General features: G+C 62.6%; 27 protein-coding genes and 1 tRNA gene. 15 read left to right on the forward strand and 13 right to left on the reverse strand.

Going from position 1 to position 23,938, the window contains the following annotated elements; translation table 11 throughout:
- Nucleotides 1-34: 34 nt before the first annotated feature.
- From H8M03_RS02460 to proS, 4 genes are read right to left on the reverse strand one after another with little or no spacing between them, the layout of a single operon-like run.
- The gene (locus H8M03_RS02460; protein ID WP_187480187.1) at nucleotides 35-1,003 is read right to left on the reverse strand and encodes a lysozyme inhibitor LprI family protein; all 969 of its coding nucleotides are present in this window, start codon (nucleotides 1,001-1,003) and stop codon (nucleotides 35-37) included.
- Nucleotides 1,000-1,674: an ABC transporter ATP-binding protein gene (locus H8M03_RS02465; protein WP_187480188.1), complete on the reverse strand. Its 675-nt coding sequence runs from the start codon at nucleotides 1,672-1,674 to the stop codon at nucleotides 1,000-1,002. The genes H8M03_RS02460 and H8M03_RS02465 overlap by 4 nt, the downstream gene beginning before the upstream one ends.
- Nucleotides 1,667-2,917 (reverse strand): lipoprotein-releasing ABC transporter permease subunit, encoded by a 1,251-nt coding sequence (locus H8M03_RS02470; RefSeq protein WP_187480189.1) that lies wholly within the window; start codon nucleotides 2,915-2,917, stop codon nucleotides 1,667-1,669. Before H8M03_RS02470 ends, H8M03_RS02465 begins: the two co-directional genes overlap by 8 nt.
- Complete coding sequence (proS, locus tag H8M03_RS02475; RefSeq protein ID WP_187480190.1) at nucleotides 2,914-4,236, reverse strand: proline--tRNA ligase; 1,323 nt, start codon at nucleotides 4,234-4,236, stop codon at nucleotides 2,914-2,916. The genes H8M03_RS02470 and proS overlap by 4 nt, the downstream gene beginning before the upstream one ends.
- Nucleotides 4,237-4,583: 347 nt before the next feature.
- Here proS and H8M03_RS02480 point away from each other — a divergent pair, with 347 nt between their 5' ends.
- The 8 genes from H8M03_RS02480 (at nucleotide 4,584) to H8M03_RS12955 (ending at nucleotide 11,732) form a co-directional block, all read left to right on the forward strand.
- Entirely contained in the window at nucleotides 4,584-5,093 is a 510-nt protein-coding gene (locus H8M03_RS02480) for an energy transducer TonB (RefSeq protein ID WP_187480191.1), read from the forward strand.
- Between the two features lie 534 nt (nucleotides 5,094-5,627).
- On the forward strand, nucleotides 5,628-5,999 hold the full coding sequence (locus H8M03_RS02485) for a VOC family protein (RefSeq protein ID WP_187480192.1): 372 nt from the start codon (nucleotides 5,628-5,630) through the stop codon (nucleotides 5,997-5,999).
- A 176-nt stretch (nucleotides 6,000-6,175) separates the two neighbouring features.
- Nucleotides 6,176-7,336: an FIST signal transduction protein gene (locus H8M03_RS02490; protein WP_187480193.1), complete on the forward strand. Its 1,161-nt coding sequence runs from the start codon at nucleotides 6,176-6,178 to the stop codon at nucleotides 7,334-7,336.
- A 3-nt stretch (nucleotides 7,337-7,339) separates the two neighbouring features.
- Nucleotides 7,340-9,109: an ATP-binding protein gene (locus H8M03_RS02495; RefSeq protein WP_246449006.1), complete on the forward strand. Its 1,770-nt coding sequence runs from the start codon at nucleotides 7,340-7,342 to the stop codon at nucleotides 9,107-9,109.
- Between the two features lie 320 nt (nucleotides 9,110-9,429).
- Entirely contained in the window at nucleotides 9,430-10,131 is a 702-nt protein-coding gene (gene gntA / locus H8M03_RS02500; protein WP_187480194.1) for a guanitoxin biosynthesis heme-dependent pre-guanitoxin N-hydroxylase GntA, read from the forward strand.
- A 31-nt stretch (nucleotides 10,132-10,162) separates the two neighbouring features.
- Nucleotides 10,163-10,702, forward strand: a complete 540-nt coding sequence (locus tag H8M03_RS02505; protein ID WP_187480195.1) for a DUF1989 domain-containing protein — start codon at nucleotides 10,163-10,165, stop codon at nucleotides 10,700-10,702.
- Nucleotides 10,703-10,970: 268 nt separating this feature from the next.
- Nucleotides 10,971-11,468, forward strand: a complete 498-nt coding sequence (locus H8M03_RS02510; protein ID WP_187480196.1) for an Hsp20 family protein — start codon at nucleotides 10,971-10,973, stop codon at nucleotides 11,466-11,468.
- Nucleotides 11,469-11,570: 102 nt separating this feature from the next.
- A complete protein-coding gene (locus tag H8M03_RS12955; protein WP_484592933.1) occupies nucleotides 11,571-11,732 on the forward strand; it encodes a DUF6894 family protein in 162 nt (53 codons plus the stop codon).
- A gap of 124 nt (nucleotides 11,733-11,856) precedes the next feature.
- Here the strand turns inward: H8M03_RS12955 and H8M03_RS02515 are convergent, their stop codons facing one another.
- From H8M03_RS02515 to H8M03_RS02525, 3 genes are all read right to left on the reverse strand, one after another.
- The gene (locus H8M03_RS02515) at nucleotides 11,857-12,489 is read right to left on the reverse strand and encodes a tyrosine-type recombinase/integrase (RefSeq protein WP_187480197.1); all 633 of its coding nucleotides are present in this window, start codon (nucleotides 12,487-12,489) and stop codon (nucleotides 11,857-11,859) included.
- Between the two features lie 161 nt (nucleotides 12,490-12,650).
- Nucleotides 12,651-13,793, reverse strand: a complete 1,143-nt coding sequence (locus H8M03_RS02520) for a tyrosine-type recombinase/integrase (protein ID WP_187480198.1) — start codon at nucleotides 13,791-13,793, stop codon at nucleotides 12,651-12,653.
- Nucleotides 13,774-14,457 carry a hypothetical protein gene (locus H8M03_RS02525; RefSeq protein ID WP_187480199.1) on the reverse strand — a complete coding sequence of 228 codons (684 nt, stop codon included), beginning with the start codon at nucleotides 14,455-14,457 and terminating at the stop codon, nucleotides 13,774-13,776. The genes H8M03_RS02520 and H8M03_RS02525 overlap by 20 nt, the downstream gene beginning before the upstream one ends.
- Nucleotides 14,458-14,632: 175 nt before the next feature.
- Between H8M03_RS02525 and H8M03_RS12995 the strand changes: the two genes are divergently transcribed.
- The 5 genes from H8M03_RS12995 to H8M03_RS02550 all read left to right on the forward strand — a co-directional run bounded on the left by H8M03_RS12995 (nucleotide 14,633) and on the right by H8M03_RS02550 (nucleotide 18,065).
- Nucleotides 14,633-14,728, forward strand: coding sequence for a helix-turn-helix domain-containing protein (locus H8M03_RS12995; RefSeq protein ID WP_246449151.1), 96 nt, complete (start codon nucleotides 14,633-14,635; stop codon nucleotides 14,726-14,728).
- 56 nt (nucleotides 14,729-14,784) lie between these two features.
- On the forward strand, nucleotides 14,785-15,354 hold the full coding sequence (locus H8M03_RS02535; protein WP_187480201.1) for a hypothetical protein: 570 nt from the start codon (nucleotides 14,785-14,787) through the stop codon (nucleotides 15,352-15,354).
- 300 nt (nucleotides 15,355-15,654) lie between these two features.
- Nucleotides 15,655-16,449: a hypothetical protein gene (locus H8M03_RS02540; RefSeq protein WP_187480202.1), complete on the forward strand. Its 795-nt coding sequence runs from the start codon at nucleotides 15,655-15,657 to the stop codon at nucleotides 16,447-16,449.
- Nucleotides 16,450-17,061: 612 nt separating this feature from the next.
- Nucleotides 17,062-17,244, forward strand: coding sequence for a hypothetical protein (locus H8M03_RS12960; RefSeq protein WP_425506864.1), 183 nt, complete (start codon nucleotides 17,062-17,064; stop codon nucleotides 17,242-17,244).
- 5 nt (nucleotides 17,245-17,249) lie between these two features.
- Entirely contained in the window at nucleotides 17,250-18,065 is an 816-nt protein-coding gene (locus H8M03_RS02550; RefSeq protein ID WP_187480204.1) for a hypothetical protein, read from the forward strand.
- Here H8M03_RS02550 and H8M03_RS02555 read toward each other — a convergent pair.
- From H8M03_RS02555 to H8M03_RS02560, 3 genes are all read right to left on the reverse strand, one after another.
- Nucleotides 18,037-18,285, reverse strand: a complete 249-nt coding sequence (locus tag H8M03_RS02555; RefSeq protein WP_187480205.1) for a hypothetical protein — start codon at nucleotides 18,283-18,285, stop codon at nucleotides 18,037-18,039. The two genes, H8M03_RS02550 and H8M03_RS02555, sit on opposite strands and share 29 nt — an antisense overlap.
- A 35-nt stretch (nucleotides 18,286-18,320) precedes the next feature.
- Entirely contained in the window at nucleotides 18,321-18,749 is a 429-nt protein-coding gene (locus H8M03_RS12965; RefSeq protein WP_425506858.1) for a surface-adhesin E family protein, read from the reverse strand.
- Nucleotides 18,750-18,954: 205 nt separating this feature from the next.
- A tRNA-Met gene (locus H8M03_RS02560) sits at nucleotides 18,955-19,031 on the reverse strand.
- Between the two features lie 163 nt (nucleotides 19,032-19,194).
- On the opposite strand from H8M03_RS02560, the gene H8M03_RS02565 reads away from it, so the two are divergent.
- Nucleotides 19,195-19,623 carry a DUF3775 domain-containing protein gene (locus tag H8M03_RS02565; RefSeq protein WP_187480206.1) on the forward strand — a complete coding sequence of 143 codons (429 nt, stop codon included), beginning with the start codon at nucleotides 19,195-19,197 and terminating at the stop codon, nucleotides 19,621-19,623.
- Here H8M03_RS02565 and H8M03_RS02570 read toward each other — a convergent pair.
- Genes H8M03_RS02570 through H8M03_RS02580 form a run of 3 tightly spaced genes read right to left on the reverse strand, consistent with a single transcriptional unit; the run spans nucleotide 19,620 to nucleotide 22,643 of the window.
- Nucleotides 19,620-20,123: a 2'-5' RNA ligase family protein gene (locus H8M03_RS02570; protein WP_246449008.1), complete on the reverse strand. Its 504-nt coding sequence runs from the start codon at nucleotides 20,121-20,123 to the stop codon at nucleotides 19,620-19,622. The two genes, H8M03_RS02565 and H8M03_RS02570, sit on opposite strands and share 4 nt — an antisense overlap.
- A complete protein-coding gene (locus tag H8M03_RS02575; protein ID WP_187480207.1) occupies nucleotides 20,108-20,674 on the reverse strand; it encodes a PRC-barrel domain-containing protein in 567 nt (188 codons plus the stop codon). The genes H8M03_RS02570 and H8M03_RS02575 overlap by 16 nt, the downstream gene beginning before the upstream one ends.
- A gap of 31 nt (nucleotides 20,675-20,705) precedes the next feature.
- Entirely contained in the window at nucleotides 20,706-22,643 is a 1,938-nt protein-coding gene (locus tag H8M03_RS02580; RefSeq protein ID WP_187480208.1) for a potassium transporter Kup, read from the reverse strand.
- A gap of 173 nt (nucleotides 22,644-22,816) precedes the next feature.
- On the opposite strand from H8M03_RS02580, the gene ald reads away from it, so the two are divergent.
- The gene (ald, locus tag H8M03_RS02585; RefSeq protein ID WP_187480209.1) at nucleotides 22,817-23,932 is read left to right on the forward strand and encodes an alanine dehydrogenase; all 1,116 of its coding nucleotides are present in this window, start codon (nucleotides 22,817-22,819) and stop codon (nucleotides 23,930-23,932) included.
- Nucleotides 23,933-23,938: the final 6 nt, after the last annotated feature.

Below are 23,938 nucleotides of genomic sequence, written 5' to 3' on the forward strand. Positions count from 1 at the left end.
AAGGGCGCACCCCACCTTATCCACTAGAAAAGGATCAGCCGCGCCAGCGGTCGGCCATGATGTCGCCGATCTCGCGCATGCGGCTGCGATAGGTCTCGGCGATACACTGATTGGTGCCGCAGCGGTCACGATAGGACAGGAAGCGGCCGCGCGTCCGTTCGAGCAGCGCCCGCTGGTCGCGCGAGGCTTCGCGAAGTGCGCCGTTGAACTGGCTTGCCATCTGCCGGTCGAGCGCGGCCAGGCCGGGATCGCCGCAGATCGCGATTTCGCCGCGGGTGCGGGCGGCGTTGCAGTTGAAGCTCGGATTGGCGCTCACCGGCAGCGTCGGCTCGGGCCGCTCCACGGGATCCTGAACCGGCGACGGTTCGGCGACCGGAGGCACCGCACCGGTATCGAGGTTGGGCGGCACGAGCGGCGCGCTGCTCGACCCCGACGTGCGCGACAGGGTCGCCAGCGGAACGACGATGGCGTCGGCATTGCCGACCCGCACGACGTTGCCCGTCCCGTCGGCGGCGGGCTGCACCGAATATTCGACGTCGCCCGACAACGATCGGCGGCCGCCGGAAACGGATACTCCGGGCGGCAGGCTGAGCACGGCACTGCCGCTGCAGGTGACGCTGTCGAGGCGCTCGTCGACGCTCCGCACGACCGGCCCGTTGACCCGCAGCAATGCGAAGTCGGCCAGCCGGGCATAGGATTGCTCGTCGCTGCCGCGGACCTGGGCGGCGCGGCGGAACAGTTCGCGGCGGATGTTGTCGTAGGTGCCTTGAGCGGCGCACCATTTTTCAGGGTCCGGCTTGGCCGCGACTTCCTCGCTGGTGGCCTCGTCATCCCCGCCACCCCAGCTCCCTTGCCAAACCGAACTGGCGAGCAGCACGCCGGCGGCAATCGCGGCGAGGATGGCAACCACCAGCCAGTTGAACCGGCGCTTCTTCTCCGCCGGCGTATCGACGGGCGGGGGTTCGTCGTGCGGCTGTTCGGGAATATCGCGCTTGTCGGTCATTGCAGGACGCCCTCGTGCAACCGGACCACGCGGTCCATTCGCGCCGCCAGTCGCTCGTTATGGGTGGCGACCAGCGCTGCGCTGCCCTCCCCCCTTACCAGCGACAGGAACTCGGCGAAAACCTTGTCGGCGGTGGTCTCGTCAAGATTGCCGGTCGGCTCGTCGGCAAGGACGAGCGGCGGGCGGTTGGCCAGCGCGCGCGACACCGCAACGCGCTGCTGTTCGCCGCCGGACAGTTTCGACGGGCGGTGGTCGAGCCGCTTGGCGAGGCCAAGGGTCGACAGCAATTCCTCGGCCCGGGTCCGCGCGCTGGCCGCGTCGGTGCCATGCACCAGCTGCGGCAGGACGACGTTCTCGATCGCATTGAACTCGGGCAGCAGGTGGTGGAACTGGTAGACGAAGCCGAGCAGTTCGCGGCGCAGGCGCGTGCGCCCGTCGTCGTCGAGGTCGGCCGCTTCCTCGCCGCGCAGCCGGATCGAGCCTTCGAAGCCGCCTTCCAGCAGGCCAACCGCCTGCAGCAGCGTCGACTTGCCGGAGCCGGACGGCCCGAGCAGCGCGACGATTTCGCCGGGCATGATGTCGAGATCGACTCCGCGCAGGACGTGGATGCGCTCCCCGCCCTGCTCGAACGAGCGCTTGAGCCCACGCGTGCTGAGGACGGGCTCACTCATAGCGGAGCACCTGCACCGGATCGGTGCTTGCCGCCTTCCACGCCGGGTAGAGCGTGGCGAGGAACGACAGGACGAGCGCGATGAGGATAATCGCCCCGACCTCGAATGGGTCGGTCTTGGACGGCAATTCGGTCAGCGTGCGCACCGCCGGGTCCCACAGGTTGGCGCCGGTCGCATATTGGATCGCGTTGACCACGCCCTGGCGGAAGAAAAGGAAGATTGCGCCAAGCACGATGCCAAGGAGGATGCCGAGCGAGCCGATGGTCACGCCGACGGTGACGAACACCTTCATCAACCCCTGCCGGCTGGCGCCCATTGTGCGCAGGATGGCGATGTCGCGAGTCTTGGCGCGGACCAGCATGATCAGCGACGACAGGATGTTGAACACGGCGACAAGGATGATCAACGACAGCACGACAAACATCGCTATCCGCTCGATCTCCAGTGCCTGGAACAGGGCCGAGTTCATCTGCCGCCAGTCGAGGATGACGCCCTTGTTGCGGACTTCCGGGCCAAGCGGTGCAAGGATCTGGTCGACCTTGTCGGGATTGGTCGTCTGCACCTCGATCGTGCTGATGGCTTCGCCCGCCAGAAGCATGTTCTGCGCATCCTCGATCGGCATGATGACGAAGGCGTTGTCATAATCGTAGACGCCGACCTCGAAGACCGCAGCGACGGTATAGGTAACGATGCGCGGAACGGTGCCAACCACGGTCGAGCGGCCTTCCGGACTGATCAGGCTGATCGTCGTGCCGGGATAGGCACCCAGCATGTCGGCCAGCCGCGATCCGATCGCGACCCGTTCGCTGCCGGGCGTCACGAGGCTGAGATTGCCCGACTTCACATTGTTGGCGATGACCGGGTTGTTGCGAATATCGTCGAGCCGCATGCCGCGCAGGATCACGCCTTCGACACGCCCGTTGGACGAGGCCATCAGCGGCTGCTCGATCAGCGGCGTGGCCGACGTGACGCCCGGAAGCGATCGTGCCTTGGCGGCAATCGGCTGCCAGTCGTTGAGGCGCCCTTCGTAGCCTTGCACCACCGCATGACCGTTGAGCCCGGTGATCTTGTCGAACAGCTCCGCGCGAAAACCGTTCATCACGCTCATCACGATGATCAGCGCGGCAACGCCAAGCGCGACCGCGACCAGGCTGATTGAGGCGACGAGGAAAATGAACCCTTCGCCCTTGCCGGGGAGCAGGTAGCGGCGAGCGACCATGCGCTCGTACGAGTTGAGGATCATGCGGTCAGCCTTGCCATCGCGGCGTCGACATTCAGTTCCTCGCGCTCGCCGGTGGCGCGGTTCTTGAGCTCAACCACACCATTGGCGATACCGCGCGGCCCGACGATGACCTGCCAGGGCAGACCGATCAGGTCCATCGTGCCAAGCTTCACCCCGCCCCGCTCGTTCCGGTCGTCGTACAGCACGTCGATACCGGCCGACTGGAGGTCGGCGTAGAGGCTCTCGGCAGCAGCGGCCGTCGGCTCGTCGTCGGCGCGCATGGTGACGATGCCGACCTTCCACGGCGCCACCGCTTCCGGCCAGATGATCCCGGCTTCGTCATGGCTGGCCTCGATGATCGCGCCGACCAGGCGCGAAACGCCTACGCCGTAGCTGCCCATCATGGGCGTGACCATCTGCCCGTCGGAGCCGGACACCTTCAGCCCCATAGATTCCGAATATTTGTCGCCAAAGTAGAAGATGTGCCCGACCTCGATCCCGCGGCCGGTGCGTTTCCGGTCGTCGGCGACATCGCCCCAGCGGGCCTCGTCATGGGTCTCGTCGGTCGCGGCGTAGGTCGAATTGACCTGGTCGAACAGGCCCTGCAGCCCCGCTTCGTCGCCGTAGCGCAAATCTGGCTGGTTCCAGTCGAACGTGTCATAAGCGGCATCGTAAAACACCTCGCTCTCTCCGGTGGGAGCAAGGACGATGAATTCGTGACTGAGGTCCCCGCCGATGGGGCCGCTGTCGGCCTTCATCGGGACGGCCTTGATGCCCATCCGCTGGAAGGTGCGCAGGTAGGCCAGCATCTGCGTATAATAGCTTTGCCGCGCCCCGGCCTCGTCGAGGTCGAAGCTGTAGGCGTCCTTCATCAGGAATTCGCGCCCGCGCATCACGCCGAAGCGGGGCCGAACCTCGTCACGGAACTTCCACTGGATGTGATAGAGCGTACGCGGCAGCTCCCGGTAGGATTTGACCTCGTCGCGGAAGATCGCGGTGATCATTTCCTCATTGGTCGGGCCGTAGAGCATCTCGCGGTCGTGGCGGTCCTTGATGCGCAGCATTTCCGGGCCGTAGGCGTCGTAGCGCCCGCTGGTCCGCCACAGCTCCGCCGACTGCAGCGTCGGCATCAGCATTTCCTGCGCGCCGGCGCGGTCCTGCTCCTCGCGCACGATCTGTTCGATCTTCTGCAGCACCCGAAACCCCAGCGGCAACCAAGCGTAAATGCCCGCTGCGGTCTGACGCACCAGGCCGGCCTGCAGCATCAGCTTGTGGCTGACGATCTGCGCGTCGGCCGGGCTCTCCTTGAGGACCGGCAGAAATGCTCGGGAAAAACGCACCTGGATATCCTGCAAACTGGTTTGCGCGCAGCCCTAGGGCGCTCGCCTGTCCAACGCAATGCGAGCCGTCCCCGCCCAGCGTATGTGGCGCAAGCGACACAGGCCGTGCCAAATTGCCGCGCCGACGCAATGAATGCGTGACAAGCAGCCCGCCCCGGCAGTAATTCGCCCCCGTGCCGACTGCTCCGCCTTATTGGCGCAGCTGAACCGCCGGAAACGACGGAGAGCATGTTCAAGGGGGCTGACGAGCAATCGTCACGCAAGGACGCCCGGATCGCCATGCGGTCCGGGCGTTTGCTTTTTGCTTCCTGGTCGCCGTACTGAAGCCTGGTTCCTGAGGGACAAACATGGCGGACGACAGGCACATTGACCCCCGGTCCCCCGTCCAGCGGGACAAGTTCAGCTTTCTCAAAGTCGCCTTCGTGGGCGTGCTGGCGTTGATCGCGCTGGTGACGGTAAAGCACAGCTGGTTCGATACGTTCACCGCGCCGCAGGATACGCCGGCGCCCACGGAGCCGGCCGGCCCTTCCCAGCAACCGGCTCGTCAGACGCCACCCGCGAGCGACGGAGGTGCGCAGCCGGCGCAAGGCAACCTGACAGCTTTGTTCAGCGCCGCCGACTATCCAGCCGACGCGTTCCGCAACGACGAGCAAGGAACGGTGATGGCCCGGCTCGAGATCGATCCGCAGGGCAAGGTAAGCAGCTGCCGAGTGGCGACGTCGAGCGGATCGGAATCGCTAGATCGTGCGACCTGCACCATCCTGAAGCGCCGGGCGCGCTTCACGCCGGCGCGCAACAGCGAAGGAAGCGCAATCGCGAGCAGCTACACCCAGAAGATCACCTGGATGTTGCAATAAAGTCGAACCACCGCGTCGGGCGATGGTAGCGGAGGAGGGACTTGAACCCCCGACACGCGGATTATGATTCCGCGCATTCGACACGGAAAACCGCCAGTTTCCAGCCTCGTGCTGCATGTGTGGCGCAAGGACGACTGCTTGTCACGTCGCGCATCCAGCCGCCGACAGGATCGTGGGGCGGATCTTTAACCGTGCCATGTTCCCGAATCGTTCCGCTCGGCGTATCTGGCGCAAATGTCCACGAAGCACATCCGCACGACAGCCGATGTTAGGTTCGAGGCTGGATTGCGGATCGAGTGCGCAGGCTGCGGAGCTGCCAAGACCGTGGACGGGTTCGAGGCTGGCAAGCTAGGCGGAGCTCAGCCGATCGAGGCTCTGAGGCGGCGGCTTAAATGTTCCAGGTGCGGAGCCAAGGACGCCAGGCTAGCGATCCTGCCGCCTGTCTAGTGTCTGCTTTGGGTGGAAAGCGGACACTCGCGCGATCTAAGCCTCTGTGCCAGTTTGCCGACTGTTGAAAGAGGGACGGTGGGCTAGATGACTGCTGTGGTCAGTATGAAAACCAAGATCGTGACTCCGCGTGTGGAGGCAACGCGCGACTGGTACCGCGATTTATTCGGGCTGACGGTGCTCGAAGAGTGGAACGAACCGAATGATTGCGGCTGTATTCTCGGTCTTCACGGCACTGCTGGCGAAGCGACGCTGGAAATCTATCACGGGTGCAGAGACTACGACTTCTCGGGAGTAGGCCTTCAGTTTCGGGTAGAAGACGTCGATGCCTTTGCAGTGCCAGCGGACGACCGCTTCCGGGCCCGTGGCCCCGTCAGCCGGCCTTGGGGAAGCCGCTATCTATTCCTCTCCGACCCGAACGGTATTTCGATTGTCGTGTTTTCGGGAAGCTCGCTGTGAGCGCTAACCAGCATTCCCGGAAGTCCGCTGCTTCAGTGTCTGCAATGGGTGGAAAGCGGACATTGGCGTCGGTCGAAGTTTCCCCGGCGGGCGAACAGAGGAGTGACGCTTCCGGTTGACCATCACTTCGCAGTCTCTATGCGTAGATAGAGGGGGGCTTTACTTAGGTGAAGTCCATGGAAGCAGTTGCAGCATCGACGGCCGAGGCGGACAGCGCCGCGGCAGGCCGCGCTCTGGCGGAGCAGATCCAATCCACTCTCGGCAGCGCCCCGGACGCAGTCATCGTGTTCGCCGCACCAGACTACGATCACGGAGAGCTGCTTCGGGCACTGGACGGCGGCTGCTCGCCGGACTTGATCGTCGGGGCCTCGTCGGCCGGCGAGTTCACGAACGACACGCTGGGGGTCGGTCTCGCCTCGGCGCTTGCGATCAGCGCCCCCAACGCCCGCTTTAGCCTAGGGGTGGGAAAGGACCTTAAGCGCGATGCAGCTGCAGCTGCGCGGAGCATCGTAAACGGTTTCGCAGGGCCATCGGACGACAGCTTCTCCTACCGTTCGGCGCTTGTCCTGACCGACGCTCTAGCCGGATATGCCGATGCTCTTGCTGATGAGCTGACGGTGGCCACTGCAGGCGAGTATCAGTTCTTCGGCGGGGGTGCAGGAGACAATGCGACCTTCAAGCGCACGACAGTGTTCAACGGCACCGAAGTTCTCACCGATGCGGCTGTCGCGCTGGAGATCCTGTCCCACAAGCCGCTTGGCGTCGGCGTCAGCCATGGCTGGGAGCCAGCTTCGGATCCCTTCAGGGTCACCGAGGCGGAGGGGCTAACGCTTATCAGCCTCAACGGCCTTCCAGCCGCGGAAGCTTTCGAGGAGCATGCCGCAGCCAAGGGCGAAAAGCTCGACCGCGCTTCGCCAATCCCTTTCTTTCTGCAGAACATTCTGGGGATCGATACGGGCAGTGGCTATCGCCTGCGCGTGCCGCTCGCGATCAACGACGACGGTTCGGTCCATTGCGCGGCTGAGATCCCTGTCGGAAGCGTGGTCAGCATAATGAAGAGCTCTAATCGTTCGGCAGCCGAAGCCGCCGAGCGGGCGACGGACGCGGCCATGGCCGCCATCGGAGAGAGCAGCCCGAAGGCCGCGCTGTTCTTTGATTGCGTTGCGACGCGTCTGCGCTGCGGGGATCACTTCGCGTCGGAAGTTGCGGCTGTCACCAACAGGATCGGTGATGCCGCCATGGTCGGCTGCAACACCCATGGGCAGATTGCCCGAGCAGAAGGCCAGTTTGAGGGATTCCACAACTGCACCGCCGTCGTCTGCGTCTTTCCGGATTGATCTGTGCCACACGACATCCATGAGCTTTTTAGCCGGCTTGCGGCCCCGGAGTCTCGGGCTGCGGAGGCGGAGCGGATCGCTCACGAGCTCGGTGCCGAAGCGTTCCTCGTTTTCCTGCGCGACGAAGCGATCGATGTTTTGACCCCCGCGCCCGGCTTCCCGCAAACGCTCCCGGGCGGGCCGGACTGGCGCGACTTCCTGAAGAAGCGGCATGACTTCGGAGCAATGGAGATACGGCTGCCTTTCCCTCGAGGTGGAAAGCCGAAGGATTCTCGAGTGCTGGTCGTCCGCGACGCAGTCTTTATGCTTATTGGTGCGGAGACCCAATTCCCGGTTGAGACTTTCGCCCAGGCGCCGCTGCTTCCTGCCCTCCTCCAAGCTGAAGCGGAGCAGCTTGCAAGCCGCGGCTTGGTACGGGTTGCGCGGGAAGCGACTGATCGCGCCACGGCCCTTGCGGCATCGCTCGATAAGGCACGCGTAGAGGTCCGGCGGAAGGCTGGCGAGCTGTCTCAGGCGCTAGAGAAAGCGGATCGCCTGAACGACGACCTCAGAGCGCTTAACGAGACGCTCGAGCAGCGCGTGTCAGCGGAGATACGCGAGCGTATGCAGGCGGAGGAGTCACTTCGTCAGGCGCAGAAAATGGAGGCGGTGGGGCAGCTAACCGGCGGCGTCGCGCACGACTTCAACAACCTCCTCACCGTGATCATGGGCGGCCTCGACAGCGTCCGTCGCGAGACGGAAAAAGATCGTGGCGATTTGGACCTTGCGCGGCTGAGACGCATGGTCGCCCTCGCATCCCAGGGCGCTGAGCGTGCCGCGACCCTGACTTCGCGGCTGCTTGCCTTCGCGCGACGAAAGCCACTCGCTCCCAAGTCCATCGACCTGAACAAGCTAATCGCGGGCCTCAGCGACCTGCTTCAAAGGACGTTGGGTGAAACCGTCGCTCTCGAAAACGTCTCTGCCGCTGGGCTTTGGCTCGCGCACGCCGACCCGGCGGAGCTCGAGAGCGCGCTGATGAACCTCGCCATAAATGCCCGCGACGCTATGCCGGACGGAGGCAGGCTCACGATCGAGTCCGCTAACGTCTCGCTCGACGAAAATTATGTCAGCGCATTGGTCGAGCCCGTGCCGCCCGGGCAATATGTGATGCTTGCGGTCTCCGACACAGGGCAAGGCATGGACAAGGAAACCATCGACCGGGTGTTCGAGCCATTCTTCACCACCAAGGAAGCAGGCAAGGGCACAGGACTGGGGCTAAGTCAGGTTTATGGCTTCGTCAGGCAGTCCGGCGGTCACATCCGCATCTACAGCGAGCCCGGCGCAGGGACCACGGTCAAGCTCTACTTGCCGCGCGACCATCGCGTCGAGGCAGCGGACGAAGAGCAGGTTTCGGACCGTGCCGACGGCGGTTCCGAAACGATTCTCGTCATCGAGGACCACGAGGGGCTGAGAGAATACTCCGTTGGAGTTCTGCGCGAGCTAGGCTATCGAGTGCTCGAGGCTGAAGACGGACAGACCGGCCTTTCCATCCTTCGCAAGCGGCCGGATGTGGACCTGCTCTTTACCGATGTCGTGCTCCCCGGCCTGAACGGGCGCAAGGTCGCGGATGAGGCCTTGGAATTCCGGCCCGACATCAAGGTGCTTTTCACGACTGGGTATACGCGCAACGCGATCGTCCACAACGGACGTCTCGACGAGGGCGTTTCGCTGATCACCAAGCCGTTCACATTCGATGCCCTCGCATCGATGGTTCGGAAGTTGCTCGACAGTTAGATCCGATCTGTGAGGCTGAACCGAAGTGTCTGCGTCGGGTGGAAAGCGGACATTAGAGACACCAACCTGTGTGACAGCTTTTGGCCGATAGCAGACGTTCCGCTTTTGCGCGCCAAAGCCAATTTCCGCCATTAGGTCGACCAAATTAGGCGGTTGGATCCAATCAAATCACATTCATTCGAGCGTTTTTAATCCCAATTCTGGCGAGGGATCATGAAGGTGCGCCGGGCCCGGCCCGCCGTGGCATCGTCAATCGGCGATCCGCGAATGTCGGCTTCGCAACAATGAAACCGATTCGAGCGACTGCCGTTACAGGGTGCATGCTGACTGCCGCCGACGATACCGACCATCCCTTGGTGGACCGCTTCCGCCGCTTCATTGGGGACGGAGGGTTTCCTTGCGTCGGCGCGAAGGCGGCGCTGAACCGTGGAACCATGCGGTTCGTGGTGGCCCGCGATTTTAAGTCGGCATGGGACGACCTTCGCATCCTGCCCTCGATCTACGCGATGGTCCGCGACTATCGCGAGGAACCGGAGCCGTTCCAGTCGCTGGCGGTACTGTTCGAGACGGGGACCCCGGAAAGCGAAGAAGAATTCGAGCAGCAGATGTGGCAGCGCCTCCAGTCGCTCAGTGACAAGGATGACTGGCTCGGCCAGCCGCCCGATCCGCGCGTCGCGCACGATCCGGCCGATCCGCATTTCGCGCTCAGCTTCGGAGGTGAGGGCTTTTTCGTCGTCGGGCTCCATCCGCACGCCAGCCGTCCGGCCCGGCGCTTCAAAACGCCCGCGCTAGTCTTCAATCTCCACGACCAGTTCGAGCGGCTGCGCGCCGCCGGTCGCTATCAGCCGCTGCGTACCGCCATCCTGTCGCGCGACGAGAAGCTGGCCGGCTCGATCAATCCGATGCTCGCGGAGCACGGCACCATTTCCGCCGCGCGCCAGTACAGCGGGCGCGCGGTCAATGACGAGTGGCGCTGCCCGTTTAGCGGCCGCCCCATGAAGGACTTACCTCTTGATCAATGAAATCCCGCCGCGTTCCGGCACAGCCTTCACGATGGACAAGGGCCAGCGGCTGACGGTGATCGATCCGGAGGGCATGCAGGTCGCTGACCTCCTCGCCTTCAAACGCGCCGACATCGGCGAAGTGATCTCGGCCGGCCGCACGTTCGACTATGCCGAGACGATCTACCTCACCACCGGTCACCAGCTCTTCTCCAATCGCTCAAACCCCTTGCTAGAGATCGTCGAGGACATGGTGGGGCGGCACGACTTCCTGCTCACCCCGTGCAGCAAGGATACCTTCCGCATCTGCTATGACGATCACGACCCGCACCGCGGTTGCTTCGGCAACCTAGCCGAGGCGTTGGCGCCTTTTGGCGTCAACGAAGACATGATCCCATCTGCCTTCAATTGCTTCATGAACGTGCCGGTCGATGGCGAGACCGGACGGTTCAAGGTGCTGCCGCCGATCAGCAAGGCCGGCGACCGGATCGTGTTCGAGGCGAAAGAGGATGTTGTCATCGGCCTGACCGCCTGCTCGGCCCGTGACAGCAATGGAGGTAGTTTCAAGCCAATTCACTGGACGGTCGATTGACTGCGCTGGCCCAGCTGCTGGCTTCGCCGATGGCAAAGATTGTGGAGTCGCCGTTTCGTTCCAGGCGGACGATTCCCTCGAACTAAAGAGATTGCCGAATCTTCTGGCCGCTCCGCGAAGCGGATAGAGACTTTTCAGATCGCAAGGTGCCCTTGAAACCTGAAATGCCGAAATTATTTCCCCGTCGCCGGGTGCCAGATCGGGCCCGGTGACGGGCCTCGGCGTCGTGCCGCAGTCCGCCAGTCGCTTCAGATGGAGGACATGGAAAATGCCAAGCGCTTTCGACTTCGCGCCTTTCCGGCGCTCCACCGTTGGCTTCGACCGTCTTTTCGAATTGCTGGAGAACAGCGCGTCGGGTCAGTCGCAGGACAACTACCCGCCGTTCGACCTCGTCAAGCTCGGCGATAACGAGTTCCACATCTCGCTGGCGGTGGCTGGGTTCACGCAGGACGAGATCGACATCACCGCCCATCAGAACCAGCTGATCGTCAGCGGTCAGAAACGCGAGGATAACGGCGCGACTTATATCCATCGTGGCATCGCCAACCGATCGTTCGAACGCCGCTTCGGGCTCGCGGACCACATTACTGTCACGGGCGCGGATCTCAGGGACGGGCTCCTGTCGATCGAGCTCACGAGAGAAATCCCCGAGGCGATGAAACCGCGCAAGATCGACATCGGTCGCGGCGAGACCCACCAACTCGACGCTCCTCTCGGCGATGCCGAACGGTCGAAGAAGACATCGAAGCAATTGCAGGACGCTTGATGCTGCGCAGGCCCCGGCGTCCCCGGGGCCTGCCATTTCGGGACGACCGTTGTGAGGTATTTTTTCAATGTTCATGCGGACGACGGCACAGTCCCGGATCTCGTGGGGACGGAGCTTCCGCACATTGAAGCGGTGAGAGAACATGCCGCCGCCCACGTCGCCGACCTTTGGGAAGCGCGCGTTTTATCCGGCAAGCCACCCTACGTCGGGTGGCTAGGGGTAGTTGACGAATACGGACGAGCCGTCTTTCAGATACCCCTCTGACTTTCGATCTAACCCCTTAGTCTGACCTCCGCCTTTGGCCGAAAGCCGACACTGGCCTACCGTAAACCCGCTCTACCTTAAGATGGCGTGGCAGGCGCCGCGCTAGGTCGGCGCCTGCCATCGATCAGACTTCAACTGCCTCGGCGAGCTCCAGCGCGTCTTTTATGTCCACACCCAGATAGCGCACTGTGCTTTCGATTTTGGCATGCCCAAGCAGGATCTGCACGGCGCGCAGATTGCCTGTCTGCTTATAGATTATAGCGGCCTTAGTTCGTCTGAGAGAGTGAGTGCCGAAGTCGCCGGCCTTCAGCCCAATCGCTGTTACCCACTCATCAACGAGACGACTGTACTGTCGGGTGCTCAGGTGTTGAGAGTGATCGACGCGGCTCGGGAACGCGAAATTCTCGACGGTCCCACCGCGTCGCTCGAGCCACTTCAACAGGCTGGTGCGCGCCGGTTCCAAAATCTCGAACTGGACAGGTCGGCCGGTCTTTCGCTGGATAACGAGTGCACGGCATCGGACATCGTTTCCCCTCACCAGGTCGCCGATCTTCAAACGTACGAGGTCACAACCTCGCAGTTTGCTATCAACCGCAACGTCAAACAGCGCGCGGTCACGAACGCGACCTTCCTGCTCGAGCCAGAAGGGAATGGCCCAAACTTCTTTCTGTTTCAGCGCGCGCTTAGGCCCGATCTTCCGACCTGCATTCCAAGCAGGAAGATTGCGGCCAGCGGGATCAAATGACGAGTAGCCCATGACGTTTCTCCTCAGGGTCAAGATGACCAACGAGGAAACGGCCAGGGCGAATGACCGCTTTCGGGCTCACATCGAACGGTTTCCGACGGCGAAGATGGGCGCAAAGCGGGCACAACGCTAATGTCCGGAATGGGTCGAAAGCAGACACTAGCCGCGGCGGGCTAAGCCAACAGCTCAGCTTGAGCTGCAGCGGCAATCTCGGCGTCGCCGGCCGCATCCGCAATCAGGTGCCCATACGTGTCGAGGGTGATCTGCACGGAGCTGTGCCCCATCCAGCTAGTGAGCCGCTTCAGATCGACGCCCTGCCGTATCCAGGCGCTGGCAGCGGCATGGCGAAGGGCGTGAAGGCCGTACTTGGCTCTCATCATAGGATGGCCGTCATCGTCGAGCTTGTCGGTTGGGATGGCGACCCCCGCCCTCACCTGGGTAGGCCAGAAGCGGCGAGAAAGCAGATTAGAGTGATGAAGGACGCCGCCATCGCTATTCGGAAATGCAAGGCCGAGCGGCCCCTTTGGACAGCGTAGACGCCACTGTCGCAGCTCCGAGACGATAGCGGGGCCTATCGGAATGGTGCGATAGCCAGCCCTGGACTTCGGCGGCCCGATGTCGCCCCATTGATCGGCTCGCTGCGACACGGTGATGGTCCCGCCTTTCAGATCCACGTCGATCCATAACAGTCCACGCAACTCCGAAGAGCGCAGGCCAGTGACGATCGCCGTGAGCAGCATCGGCCGAAATCCTGCATCTGCGTGCCTCAGAAGTGCTCTAAGCTCGTCTTGAGTGGGAATGACAATGTGTGCCCGGTCACGTGACGGCCGAACCACCTTCACCCCTTTGGCGACGTTCTGCGCGACCAGCCCGCGACGTTGTGCCTCCGTTAGGATAGACGACAGCGCCCTCACCGCTTTCCCCGCCATTGCCCGGGAGCGCGTCGCCACAAGTTGATCCCGAAAAGCCTCAACGGCCGGCATAGAAAGCCGAGACAGCTTCTGAGCGCCGACGAGCGGCACGATGTGCAGCCGCGCCAGCTCCTTGTACTGCTTGATAGTGGAGCGCTCCCGGCCCTCTGCCTCAGCCTTGCTAATCCACAGCTTGGCAGCCACTTCCACGGTGACTGACTGTGAATCTGGGGTGTGGATACCCTGCGACACTTGCCAAGCCGCGGAGGTCAGCCAAGCCTCTGCATCGCGCTTCCGAGCGAACTGCTTTGATCGACGCTTGCCGGCCGCGTCGCGATAATCCACCAGCCATGCCTGGCGCTCTTCGCCGCGTCGATCGCGCCAACTACGTTTGCGAATGCTCATGAAACTCAAGCTCCAGCTTGATGTGAAGGTCGTCCACCCATTTTTGGAGGTCTTCCTCGACCTCGCTGAGATCAACAGGCCCCAAGCTCCGAGCAACCTCCACGAAGTCTGCAATCAGAATGGAGATATTCAGCACGGCGGCTTGCCGAAGATTCGAGCTTCGGAGGAAGGAAGCGATCAGCTCTGGCTCGCTCGTTAGGAACGACGCCTCACCTAATCGCTCTCGCTCGTCATCGTGCGCCCATTTCAAATAGCGCATCGACGAGGGCGAAATAACGAGGAGTGCATCCCCCTCTCCGCCGAAATAGCTCTTCACGTCCTTGCCATCGATTTTGGCGTCGCTGATTTGCACTGCGCCCAGCGTCCCTCTGTAGGCACGAAGTGCAGCGAGGAATGACACCGGAAAGATTGTTAAATGCGACCTGAGAAGGGCGACGGCTCGGTCTGGGGTCACTCCGACGTCGAGCAGCTCAAAGGCAATGACAAGAGATAGCGTGCGCCTCGTATCATAGCGGACGCGGGTGCCCTTGCCCACGTTGCTGCCTTCAGGCCAACCAAGCCGCTGGAAGTGCTTGATGCGTCCGAGCAACGCCACGCGACGATCCGGATGAACCCCGTGGAGGCGCCCAATCAGCTCCTCAATCTGCTTGTACGTATAGTCCATCCGTCTCCCCGGTAGAACAACCCTATTCTTTTCCCTTGCCCGGAACAAGCGGGACTGGTAGAATAAGCATGTTCTTATTCGGAAAGGGATGGAAATGGTTTTGTCAGACGACCTGTTGCCAGGAGCAAGCGCCGCGGCAGCCCACATCGGAGTGAAGCCCAGGGCGGTTTACCACATGGTGGAAGGCGGTCAGCTCCCCGCGATCCGAATGGGGCGGAAGCTCTATTTCCGCAAATCCGAGCTTGAGCGAGCCTTCAGCGCCGCGGCGTGAGCTCTCGCCGCCCCCGGCCTCTGCGGCGCGCGGCCCCCATGACAGGAGAAACCGCTATGGAAAGCATGATCCTTGAGCGCCCCGCCGGCCAAGCAGAGCAAGCGTGGGCTGGCGCGATGGCAGAGCTCAACCGGCTGGAGACCGAATGTGACGAGAAGCATCGACTTTACGATGCCGCATTCAAGCGCTTCTGCGAGCTAAGACCTGACCGCGCATCAATCCCTACCGGCGAGCTACCGATCTACTGCGAACGCGACCTGCTTGAACGTGACTTGAGCGATGTGATCGACACGCTCGTCGCCAATCACGGTCGTACATGGTGGGGCGATCTTGAATCCGCGAAGGCTACGAAGCAGGCAGCTATCGACGCGGTGCACGCTTATCGCCAACAGCACGAACAGGCCCGTTCCATAACGAACGTTGACGCGATCGAGGAGGCGGCCTCAAGGGCCGCAGACGCCCTGTCGGACGCTGAGATGGCTCTGGTCCAAATGCGAGCTCCTACCCCAGCCGCGTTGCGTTGGAAGCTTCGCCGGCTTTTCGGGCCGGGCGACAGTATCTGGGCTGAGGAGTACACGAGGCAGACCTACGAGGACATTGATCGCTTTCTCGGCGGGGACGACTGAGATGGGTGAGGTAGTGAGCCTGCGACTCCAGCCGATCGTGCGGGTCCAGCACATTGACGATATGTGGGGCGTCACCGTCCGCCCCTGCCCCGCTCATATGCGGCCACTCAGTAGGTTTGCCTCAGAACGAGAGGCGGCAGCCTATGCGACTTCGCTCAAGGTTCATCACGGCTGGCGCATTCGACCGGAACAGTACGATCTGTCGCTCCGCGACGCTCCCGGGGCTGCTTGAGCTTGGGCCGGTCTCGCACAGACGCCAAGGGGCGTAGCCCCGACCGACTGGGCCGTGACAACGCTGTGATGATCCAACGCCGAGCGTTATTTCAGTCGCCACGCGAAAGCTGCTTGTCCCCAGCCGCCAGACTTCTCAAGCTGGAGCTTCTGTCGATCTACAACGGTAGGAACAACGGCGAACTGTTCTTGTCGGTGCGCGACGCCACTCACCGTTTAGGTTTCAGTGACTTTCGCGTCGCAGCGGCCGCCTTCGAAGAGCTCCAGGCGACCGGGTGGATCACTTGCACCACCCGCGGCTGCTTCGTTCGGGCAGGTGAGCAATCGAGGGCGGCCGCTTGGAGGCTCAACTGGATCGGCGAGAAAGGCCGCCTGCTCAATGAGGATGAGCTCCCGCCGACTGACCTTTCCAAGCTGTCAGCCAAGTCTCGCAAGCGCTTGGAGCGCCGCCAAAAGGTCCTGAAACGCTACCATCGCGACCGTCAGGCGGGAAAATACTCGGTAGAGGATTCCGCAACGCTACTGGCCCGACGCGTAGAGGAAACCACAACACTGCCCGACCCCGACGTAGAGGAAACCACAACGCTCGGCTCCGAAAATGGCTGTTTTGCGTCACCTGCCAGTGGTGAGGAATCCTCTACACACATATTACACCACATCCGTAGCGATGCGCCGGTGGAGCTAGTCCGAACGCAGCTGACCGAATGGTGGCGCGTCTCCACGTCGAAGGAGCGGATAAAGCTAGCCAAGCAACACGCCCTCGACATCAACGAGATGCTTGATTTCATGGCCGGGGCCGACCTGCCCTTCCCTAAGCTATGCGCGATCCGATCGAGCCTAAGACTGAGCAGGGCAGCAGCATGACGCGCAGTAAAATAGTGGCGGGGAGTGCGAAAAAGGGCGTCGAGACTGTCCCGACAGTTTTAGCCGAGGGTCAGTCGCGTGAGGAGCTGCTGGCCACATTGGTTCTGAGCACCGTGGAACGAAATGCAGTCGTCTCGCGCGCCTTCGCAAATCAGGTTTGCTCGACCGGCAAGGAACCGCCGGACTTCGGAGAAACTACAAAGATCATCGCTGGAATGTGCGGGAAGGTACGGCAGGGAAATCTCGATTGCCTTACCGATATGCTGACGGCCCAGGCGCTGACGCTGGACACGATCTTCACAGACTACACGCGGCGCGCGTTGGTCAACGCTGGCCAATATCCCGAAGCGGTCGAACGATACACAAACCTGGCCGCGAAGGCTCAATCACAATGCCGAGCCACGGTCGAAACGCTGGCCCGAGTGAAGCGCGGTGGGAAGCAGACCGTCAAAGTTGTCCACGTGCACGAAGGGGGGCAGGCAGTTGTCGCAGATACAGTCAACAATGGGGGGCAGCGGGGGCCGAACCCCAAAATCAACGAACAACCCCATGAACCTGTCGCCGCGCTGCCTAGCCCGGACCCGTCGCGGGACGGCGTGCCTGTGCCCGGCGATGCGAGGAAAGAAGCGCTGCCGGCTGCACGGGGGCAAGTCGCCGGGAGCGCCAAAAGGAAACCACAACGCCTGGAAACACGGGGCAAGGTCGGCTGAGACGATGCGATCGAGCGCGTTAGTCCGTGCCCTGGGCCGTATGGTGCGAGACATACAGGACGACCGATATAGCGAGGCCGACTGACGCTGATGGCGCGCTTCGCCTCCGCTCAGCAGGTCGCCAGCAGATTCGTAGAGGAAGTGGCGGAGCGGCGCGCTGAGCCGATGAGCGTGCGGCTGAGGCTTTATCGCAGCGTTTCGGTCCCGGAGCTGGAGGACATCCTCTGCACGGGCGCAATCGTAGGCGGCCAAAACCGATTCAATACGTGGGACACCCGCCCCTTTGTTTTCTTTGCGGACGAGCTCACGGATCATCTTATTGCCCAAGGTGAAGCCTCCTATCGGCAGGCCTATTTCGCATCGATGCGCCACGAACTTTATGACCAGATCGACCGCCTGGCGTCCCGGATTGAGCGGCTGGCAGACCTCGCGCTTGCCGAGCTTGATTATGCTGGCGCTCGGTACGATCCAGAAGCGGCGGAGCTCTTCCGGCATGGCATAGGTTCAGGCCACTTCAGGCGCGCCGCGCGAAGAGCTCGCAGTTCCGTTGCTATCGCAGCTTCTAAGGAAGTCGCACGCCTGAACGTCCACAATGAGCAGTTATGGGCGGATCATTCGCGCCTGGTCGAGACCCTTGTTCCCCGCATTGAGCAGTTGAAGGCGGGATGGCGGTTCACGTCCGCGGTGCTGGTCACAAAGCCCGTCGGCGGCGGCATTCGTTATCCCGGTGAGCTCGGCATCTGCGGCCTTCCGGGGCACTCGCGGGAGTACGCCTTCCAGCCGGGTCAGATAGGCGCAGCGGACATTGAGCGCATCATTCTGTTCAAAAATCACCGCGAAATAGCGTCGATCGAGGACCCCACATGCGCTTTAGGGCTTAGTCGCGCGTTTCCTTGCAGACGTTGATCTGCATCCCCGGGTCATAGCGGCACATGTATCCGCACTCGAATGTGCCGCCCCCTTCAGGGCTTCGCAGCTTTAGCGCGTAGTCCGCGGCGGCCTTGCAATGCTCAAAGCTAGTGAAGCCTCTGAGCTCCTCGTGCACCGTCAAGTCGCCGGCATTCGGATAGATGAACAGGTCCCATTGTCGCGGCCGGTCATCGCAGGCGGCCAACAGCAGCAGCATCGCAAGGGCGAAGCGCTGTCGGTGCAACAGCGCGGTCAGTTTGGAACCCGATCACGACGAAGTGGGCAGAGTAGGTCGCGAACGGTCGCGCTGTAGCTCCCGGGTACGATTGGTTCGCCCGGTCGAGCATCGTTGGTCTCAGTTGACCGCACTTCGCCATTTGGTCCGTAACTTGTCGCTGAGATGGTGGCTTGAGTATCGGCCTCACAATCGATGCGCCATCGCGCGACTGCATCACGGAATGGAACGTTTGAGCGAGCGGAGGGCACAAATTTGATCCAGGCGTGCACCGTGACGGGCTCGACCGTAACGGAGTTGATGTCGAGGTAGACACTGACGCCCGCTTCGGACGTGCTCACCAGCTCCCAATCGGGAGCGTCCGCCTGTGAGACGGTGCTGATACCCAGGGCGAGCAGAGCCTGAAGGCCGAGCCTTGCCGACTTTCTCAACCCCGATTTGCCCACTGCCGCCTCCCCCGAACCGGTGCTTCACGTTTAACGGAAGAACCGGATGCGCGCCATGGCGCATTTGTGCTGCATGGAGTTCCCGCGAGCGAAAGGGAAACGGCGGAAATCCAAGGAAATATAAGGAAACAGATTGCAGCACGGCTGGCCGCTCGATTGGCCGCCAGTATGATAGACAAGAGATTGATTTATTAGGCTTTTCGAGTGGTAGCGGAGGAGGGACTTGAACCCCCGACACGCGGATTATGATTCCGCTGCTCTAACCAGCTGAGCTACTCCGCCCCAGTCGAAGCCGCGGTCGATCGCGCGGCTATTCGCAAGGCTGCACCCGAAGTGCAGGCGCGGCGGCGATATAAGTGCGGCGCGTAGCCCGGTCAACGAAGTCCGTGATTGGCAGGAACCGCTGCTGTCCGATCTCGTTAAGCGGATCAAACAAGAGGCGCTTATGGACCCCGCGACACCGCTCGAAACGCTTTGCCGAATCATCCTCAGGGCGCGCGAATATGACGCGCAAACCCCGTCGGATTACGACGACGACGAAGCCGCCAGCAACGTCGACGACGAGGATGAAGGCGCGCTTTCCGTACTGGACGATACGATCAACGACAGTGTCGAGGAAGAATTGCGGTCGATCCTCGAGGACCTGGCCGAAGACCAGATCATCGAAGTGATCGCCTTTTCCTGGGTCGGTGCCGGCAATTACGATGCTTCGGAATGGTCGGATGCGCTGCAGGACGGGCAGGAAATGCTCGAAGATGGCGGCGCCGAAAGCATCATCGACGAGTTGCTGGAATTGCCGATGCTGCCGTCGATCCTCGAATCCGGCCTTGCCGCGTTCGACCTCAGCTGCGACGGCATCGGCGAACTGACCTAGCCTGAGAAGGCCCAGCGCCCCAGCGGCTCCCAGTCGCCGTCAGCATAGCGAATTAGTTGCAGGCCCGCGATCTTGAGCGGCCGAGGGTCGATGGTCGTACGCAGATGCTCGACCAGCGCGCGAGCCGCATCTGGATCGGCCTTGTTCTGGATCGTTATATGCGGGCGCCATGGCGCCATGTCCTGCGCGGTAAGCAGGCCGTGGAAAGCGTCGGCCAAGTCCCCCCGAACGATAGCCAAGCCATCGGAAAAGACGCGCAGCGCAGCACCGCGCCCAAGGTTCATCACGCCGTCGATGCGGGCGTCCGGAGCTCGGCTTCGCGCTGCCTTCGCCAGCCGGCGGCGCGCTTCGTCCTCCGCGGACGGCGCCACCGCGTGGAACAGCGTCAGGTGCGCCGGCACGCGGTTGCGCTCGGGCGGGAAATGCTCCCGGCGCAGACCGTTGAGCCAGGCGAAGTCCGCCTGCCCCATTTCAGCAAGAATGATCAGCGGGCCGGCCAATTGTCCGGCTCAAGCGCTTCGAGCTTGCAGAAATCCTGCCGGGCGACAGGCGCAGTAACGCCGTCCTCGCCGGCCATGCAACCGGTCCAGGGCAAGCGGCGCAGCGTCTCGCCGACGCCCGCGACCCCGCCTTCCGCGACGACCAGATAGGCAATCCGTCCGCTGCCACATCCCGCCATGGCGTCCACGGCCTTGCCCAGATCCTCACCATCCTTGGTCACGATCTTGGCCTTGGTCAGCAGCGAAACGGGAAAGAGCGTCTCGGACGGCTCGCCCTTGCTGTCCTTGGCGGCCTTCGCCCCTCCCTCTTCGATGCGCCGTTGCCAGCCGAGCCAGCGCCAGACGCCGAACAGGTTGAGGCCCGTCAGGATGATGTTCTGCCACAACAGATTGTCCTGTCCGGTGGCGTAGCCGAGCAGGCACCAGCCGATCGATCCGACGGTAAAGATGATGAAGCCGGCGCCGGTGATCCGGGCGCCCAGGTTGGACGCGACGATGAGGGCGGCGATGGTGGTCGCGAGCGGCGCGACGATGGAGGCAATCTGTTGCATGGGGCCGCAACCCGCGAGCCCATGGCCGGGTTCAAATCTCCAGCTGACTGCCCAGTTCGACCACCCGATTGGTCGGCAGCTTGAAGAATTCCATCGCGCTTTCCGCGTTGCGCAGCATCCAGGCGAACAGCTTTTCGCGCCAGATCGCCATGCCCGGCCGGGCCGACGCGAGCAGCGTCTGGCGAGCAAGGAAGAAGCTGGTGTCCATCGTCTTGCAGCTGGGGCCAATGCCTTCGACCTTGGCCAGCGCCGCGGGCACGTCGATTTCTTCCATGAACCCGTAGGTCAGGACGATCCGGTAGAAGCCCGAGCCATAGTCCTCGACCGTGGCCCGCTTCTCGGCGTTGATGAATGGCACATCCTCGATCCGCACCGTCAGCAGGAAGACCCGCTCGTGGAGGACCTTGTTGTGCTTGAGGTTATGCAGCAGCGCGTGCGGCACCCCTTCGGACGAGCTGGTCATGAACACAGCGGTGCCGGGAACGCGCGCCGCGCTCGGCGCCGCGGACTTGATGAAGATCGGCATCGGCAGGGTCGCCTCGTTCATCCGGGCGATCATCAATTGCCGGCCCTTCGCCCAGGTCGTGAGCAAGGTGAAGGCAATCGCGCCGATGAGCAGCGGGAACCAGCCGCCGTCGGGGACCTTCAGCAGGTTGGCCGAGAAATAGAGCAGGTCGATACCAAAAAAGAGCGCGAGCAGCGCCGCGACGATCAGCCGGTTCCATTTCCAGATGTAGATCATCACGACCGCGATCAGCACGCCGTCGATCAGCATCGCACCCGTCACGGCGATCCCGTAAGCGGCGGCCAAGTTGGACGAGCTGCCGAACATCAGCACGAGCAACAGAACCATCGCCAGGAGTGCCCAGTTGACGACCGGGATGTAGATCTGCCCCGCCGCCGCTTCGCTGGTGTGCGTGATCCGCAGCCGCGGGATGAAGCCGAGCTGGATCGCCTGCTGGGTGACGGAGAAAGCGCCGGAGATTACCGCTTGGCTAGCGATGATCGTGGCCACGGTGGCAAGCAGCACCAGTGGCAGCCGGAACATGTCGGGCGCCATATAGAAGAACGGGTTCTTGACCGTTTCGACGGCTTCGAGCGGCGGCTGGCTGAGCAGCATCGCGCCCTGCCCCATGTAGTTGAGCAGCAGCGCCGGCATGACGAAGTACAGCCAGGAGACGCGGATCGGCTTGCGGCCGAAATGCCCCATATCGGTGTACAGGGCCTCGGCGCCGGTGACTGCCAGCACGACGGAGCCCATGGCGATGAACGCCCGCACCGGCTCCTGGATGTAGAAGTTGATCGCGTGCCACGGGTTCAGCGTGTTGAGGATCACGACCGGCCGCTCAATGATGTGCGACAGGCCGAGCACCGCGAGCGTGAGGAAGTAGACGATCATGATCGGCCCGAACAGCGAGCCGACCTTCGCCGTGCCGCGCGACTGGATCGCGAACAGGCCGACGAGAATGAAGATGGCGAGCGGAATGACGAGCGGTTCGAACAGCGGGTCGACGATGGTCAGACCCTCGACCGCCGAAAGCACTGAGATAGCCGGCGTGATCATCGAGTCGCCGTAGAACAGGGCGGTCGCGAAAACGCCGAGCAGGACGATGCCGCCGGTCCATTTGGCCCGCTTTTCCAGCGACCGGTTGATCAGCGCCAGCAGCGCCAGGCTGCCGCCTTCGCCCTTGTTGTCGGCGCGCATGATCACGGTCAGATATTTGAGCGTGACGATGATCATCATCGACCAGAAGATCAGGCTGAGCACGCCCCACACATGCAGCTGGTCGGGAGCGAGCGTGTGATGGCCTGCAAAGGTTTCGCGGAAGGCGTAGATCGGACTGGTGCCGATATCGCCATAAACGATGCCGACCGCCGCAATCGCCAGCTTGTGCAGCGGGCCCTGGGTATGGCTGTGCGAGTCGTGGGGCGTCGCGGCCTGCGCTGCGCCGGTCTCGTTAATGCTCATGCTTGAATGATCAGCTTAGGCTCAACGAAGACGCGCACTGTTCAATGCCTCATTCCGCCGGAAGCGCGGCGCGGCGCGGCCTAGCACCGGCGGAAGTGGGCCGCAATCGCTGCTTACAATGGCGCGCAGCCCGTCTATAGGCCCCGGCCACAACAGCATGGAGTGAGCGGGTAATGCGCATCGGTGTGCCGAAGGAGATCAAGAACAACGAGTTTCGGGTGGGTCTCACCCCGGCATCGGTCCGCGAACTGGTCGCCGCCGGTCACGAACTGTTCGTCGAAACCAACGCCGGCAACGGCATCGATTGTCCTGATTCCGCCTTCCAAAAGGCGGGCGCGACGATGCTTCCGACGGCCGCCGAGGTGTTCAAGGCGAGCGATATGATCGTCAAGGTCAAGGAACCGCAGGCGTCCGAAATCGCGCTGCTCGAGCCGCGCCACATCCTCTTCACATATCTGCATCTCGCCGCCGACAAGCCGCAGACCGAAGGGCTGATGAAGTCCGGCGCGACCTGCATCGCCTATGAAACGGTGACGTCGAACAGCGGCGCCTTGCCCCTGCTCAAACCGATGAGCGAAGTTGCCGGACGCATGTCGGTCCAGGTCGGCGCTCATTATCTGGAAAAGGAACAGGGCGGCCGCGGCATCCTGCTTGGCGGCGTCCCCGGAGTCGGTCCGGCCAAGGTGGCGATCCTTGGCGGCGGCGTGGCCGGTGTCAACGCCGCGCAGATGGCGGTCGGCATGCGCGCCGACGTCACCATCTACGACATCAACATGGAACGGCTGGCCGAGCTCGACATGTTCTTTTCCAGCCAGATCCGCACTGCTTATGCATCCAAGGCGCAGATCGCGGACGCGGTCGCGCAGTCGGAACTGGTGATCGGCGCGGTGCTTGTCCCGGGTGCAGCGGCGCCCAAACTCGTCACCCGCGACATGCTCAAGACCATGAAGCGCGGTTCGGTGCTGGTCGACATCGCGATCGACCAGGGCGGCTGTTTCGAAACCAGCCACCCGACCACCCATGCCGACCCGGTCTACGAAGTCGACGGGGTCATTCATTATTGCGTCGCCAACATGCCGGGCGCGGTGGCCCGCACCTCGGCGTTCGCGCTCAACAATGTCACCCTGCCCTTCGTCCTGACCATTGCCAAATATGGCGCGGACGAGGCCATGCGACGGGATCCGCATCTTGCTGCCGGCCTTAACGTCTCGGGCGGCAAGGTCCGCCACCAGGCGGTTGCCGAGGCACTCGACCTGCAATTCGAACCCGTTCTCGGATTGGAACATTAGGAGAAC

This window comes from Sphingomonas sabuli, from assembly GCF_014352855.1.
Lineage (GTDB): Bacteria > Pseudomonadota > Alphaproteobacteria > Sphingomonadales > Sphingomonadaceae > Sphingomicrobium > Sphingomicrobium sabuli.

Bases quoted from the DNA above. Each gene is read 5' to 3' on its own strand.
- H8M03_RS02565 (WP_187480206.1), top strand. From the start codon at position 19,195: ATGGACCCCGCGACACCGCTCGAAACGCTTTGCCGAATCATCCTCAGG.
- H8M03_RS02540 (WP_187480202.1), top strand. From the start codon at position 15,655: ATGATCCAACGCCGAGCGTTATTTCAGTCGCCACGCGAAAGCTGCTTG.
- H8M03_RS12995 (WP_246449151.1), top strand. From the start codon at position 14,633: ATGGTGGAAGGCGGTCAGCTCCCCGCGATCCGAATGGGGCGGAAGCTC.
- H8M03_RS02580 (WP_187480208.1), bottom strand. From the start codon at position 22,643: ATGAGCATTAACGAGACCGGCGCAGCGCAGGCCGCGACGCCCCACGAC.
- H8M03_RS02470 (WP_187480189.1), bottom strand. From the start codon at position 2,917: ATGATCCTCAACTCGTACGAGCGCATGGTCGCTCGCCGCTACCTGCTC.
- H8M03_RS02550 (WP_187480204.1), top strand. From the start codon at position 17,250: ATGGCGCGCTTCGCCTCCGCTCAGCAGGTCGCCAGCAGATTCGTAGAG.
- H8M03_RS02480 (WP_187480191.1), top strand. From the start codon at position 4,584: ATGGCGGACGACAGGCACATTGACCCCCGGTCCCCCGTCCAGCGGGAC.
- H8M03_RS02465 (WP_187480188.1), bottom strand. From the start codon at position 1,674: ATGAGTGAGCCCGTCCTCAGCACGCGTGGGCTCAAGCGCTCGTTCGAG.
- H8M03_RS02575 (WP_187480207.1), bottom strand. From the start codon at position 20,674: ATGCAACAGATTGCCTCCATCGTCGCGCCGCTCGCGACCACCATCGCC.
- H8M03_RS02525 (WP_187480199.1), bottom strand. From the start codon at position 14,457: ATGGACTATACGTACAAGCAGATTGAGGAGCTGATTGGGCGCCTCCAC.
- H8M03_RS02485 (WP_187480192.1), top strand. From the start codon at position 5,628: ATGACTGCTGTGGTCAGTATGAAAACCAAGATCGTGACTCCGCGTGTG.
- H8M03_RS02535 (WP_187480201.1), top strand. From the start codon at position 14,785: ATGGAAAGCATGATCCTTGAGCGCCCCGCCGGCCAAGCAGAGCAAGCG.
- H8M03_RS12960 (WP_425506864.1), top strand. From the start codon at position 17,062: ATGCGAGGAAAGAAGCGCTGCCGGCTGCACGGGGGCAAGTCGCCGGGA.
- ald (WP_187480209.1), top strand. From the start codon at position 22,817: ATGCGCATCGGTGTGCCGAAGGAGATCAAGAACAACGAGTTTCGGGTG.
- H8M03_RS02515 (WP_187480197.1), bottom strand. From the start codon at position 12,489: ATGGGCTACTCGTCATTTGATCCCGCTGGCCGCAATCTTCCTGCTTGG.
- H8M03_RS02505 (WP_187480195.1), top strand. From the start codon at position 10,163: ATGGACAAGGGCCAGCGGCTGACGGTGATCGATCCGGAGGGCATGCAG.
- H8M03_RS02460 (WP_187480187.1), bottom strand. From the start codon at position 1,003: ATGACCGACAAGCGCGATATTCCCGAACAGCCGCACGACGAACCCCCG.
- H8M03_RS02490 (WP_187480193.1), top strand. From the start codon at position 6,176: ATGGAAGCAGTTGCAGCATCGACGGCCGAGGCGGACAGCGCCGCGGCA.
- H8M03_RS02520 (WP_187480198.1), bottom strand. From the start codon at position 13,793: ATGAGCATTCGCAAACGTAGTTGGCGCGATCGACGCGGCGAAGAGCGC.
- gntA (WP_187480194.1), top strand. From the start codon at position 9,430: ATGCTGACTGCCGCCGACGATACCGACCATCCCTTGGTGGACCGCTTC.
- H8M03_RS02555 (WP_187480205.1), bottom strand. From the start codon at position 18,285: ATGCTGCTGCTGTTGGCCGCCTGCGATGACCGGCCGCGACAATGGGAC.
- H8M03_RS02510 (WP_187480196.1), top strand. From the start codon at position 10,971: ATGCCAAGCGCTTTCGACTTCGCGCCTTTCCGGCGCTCCACCGTTGGC.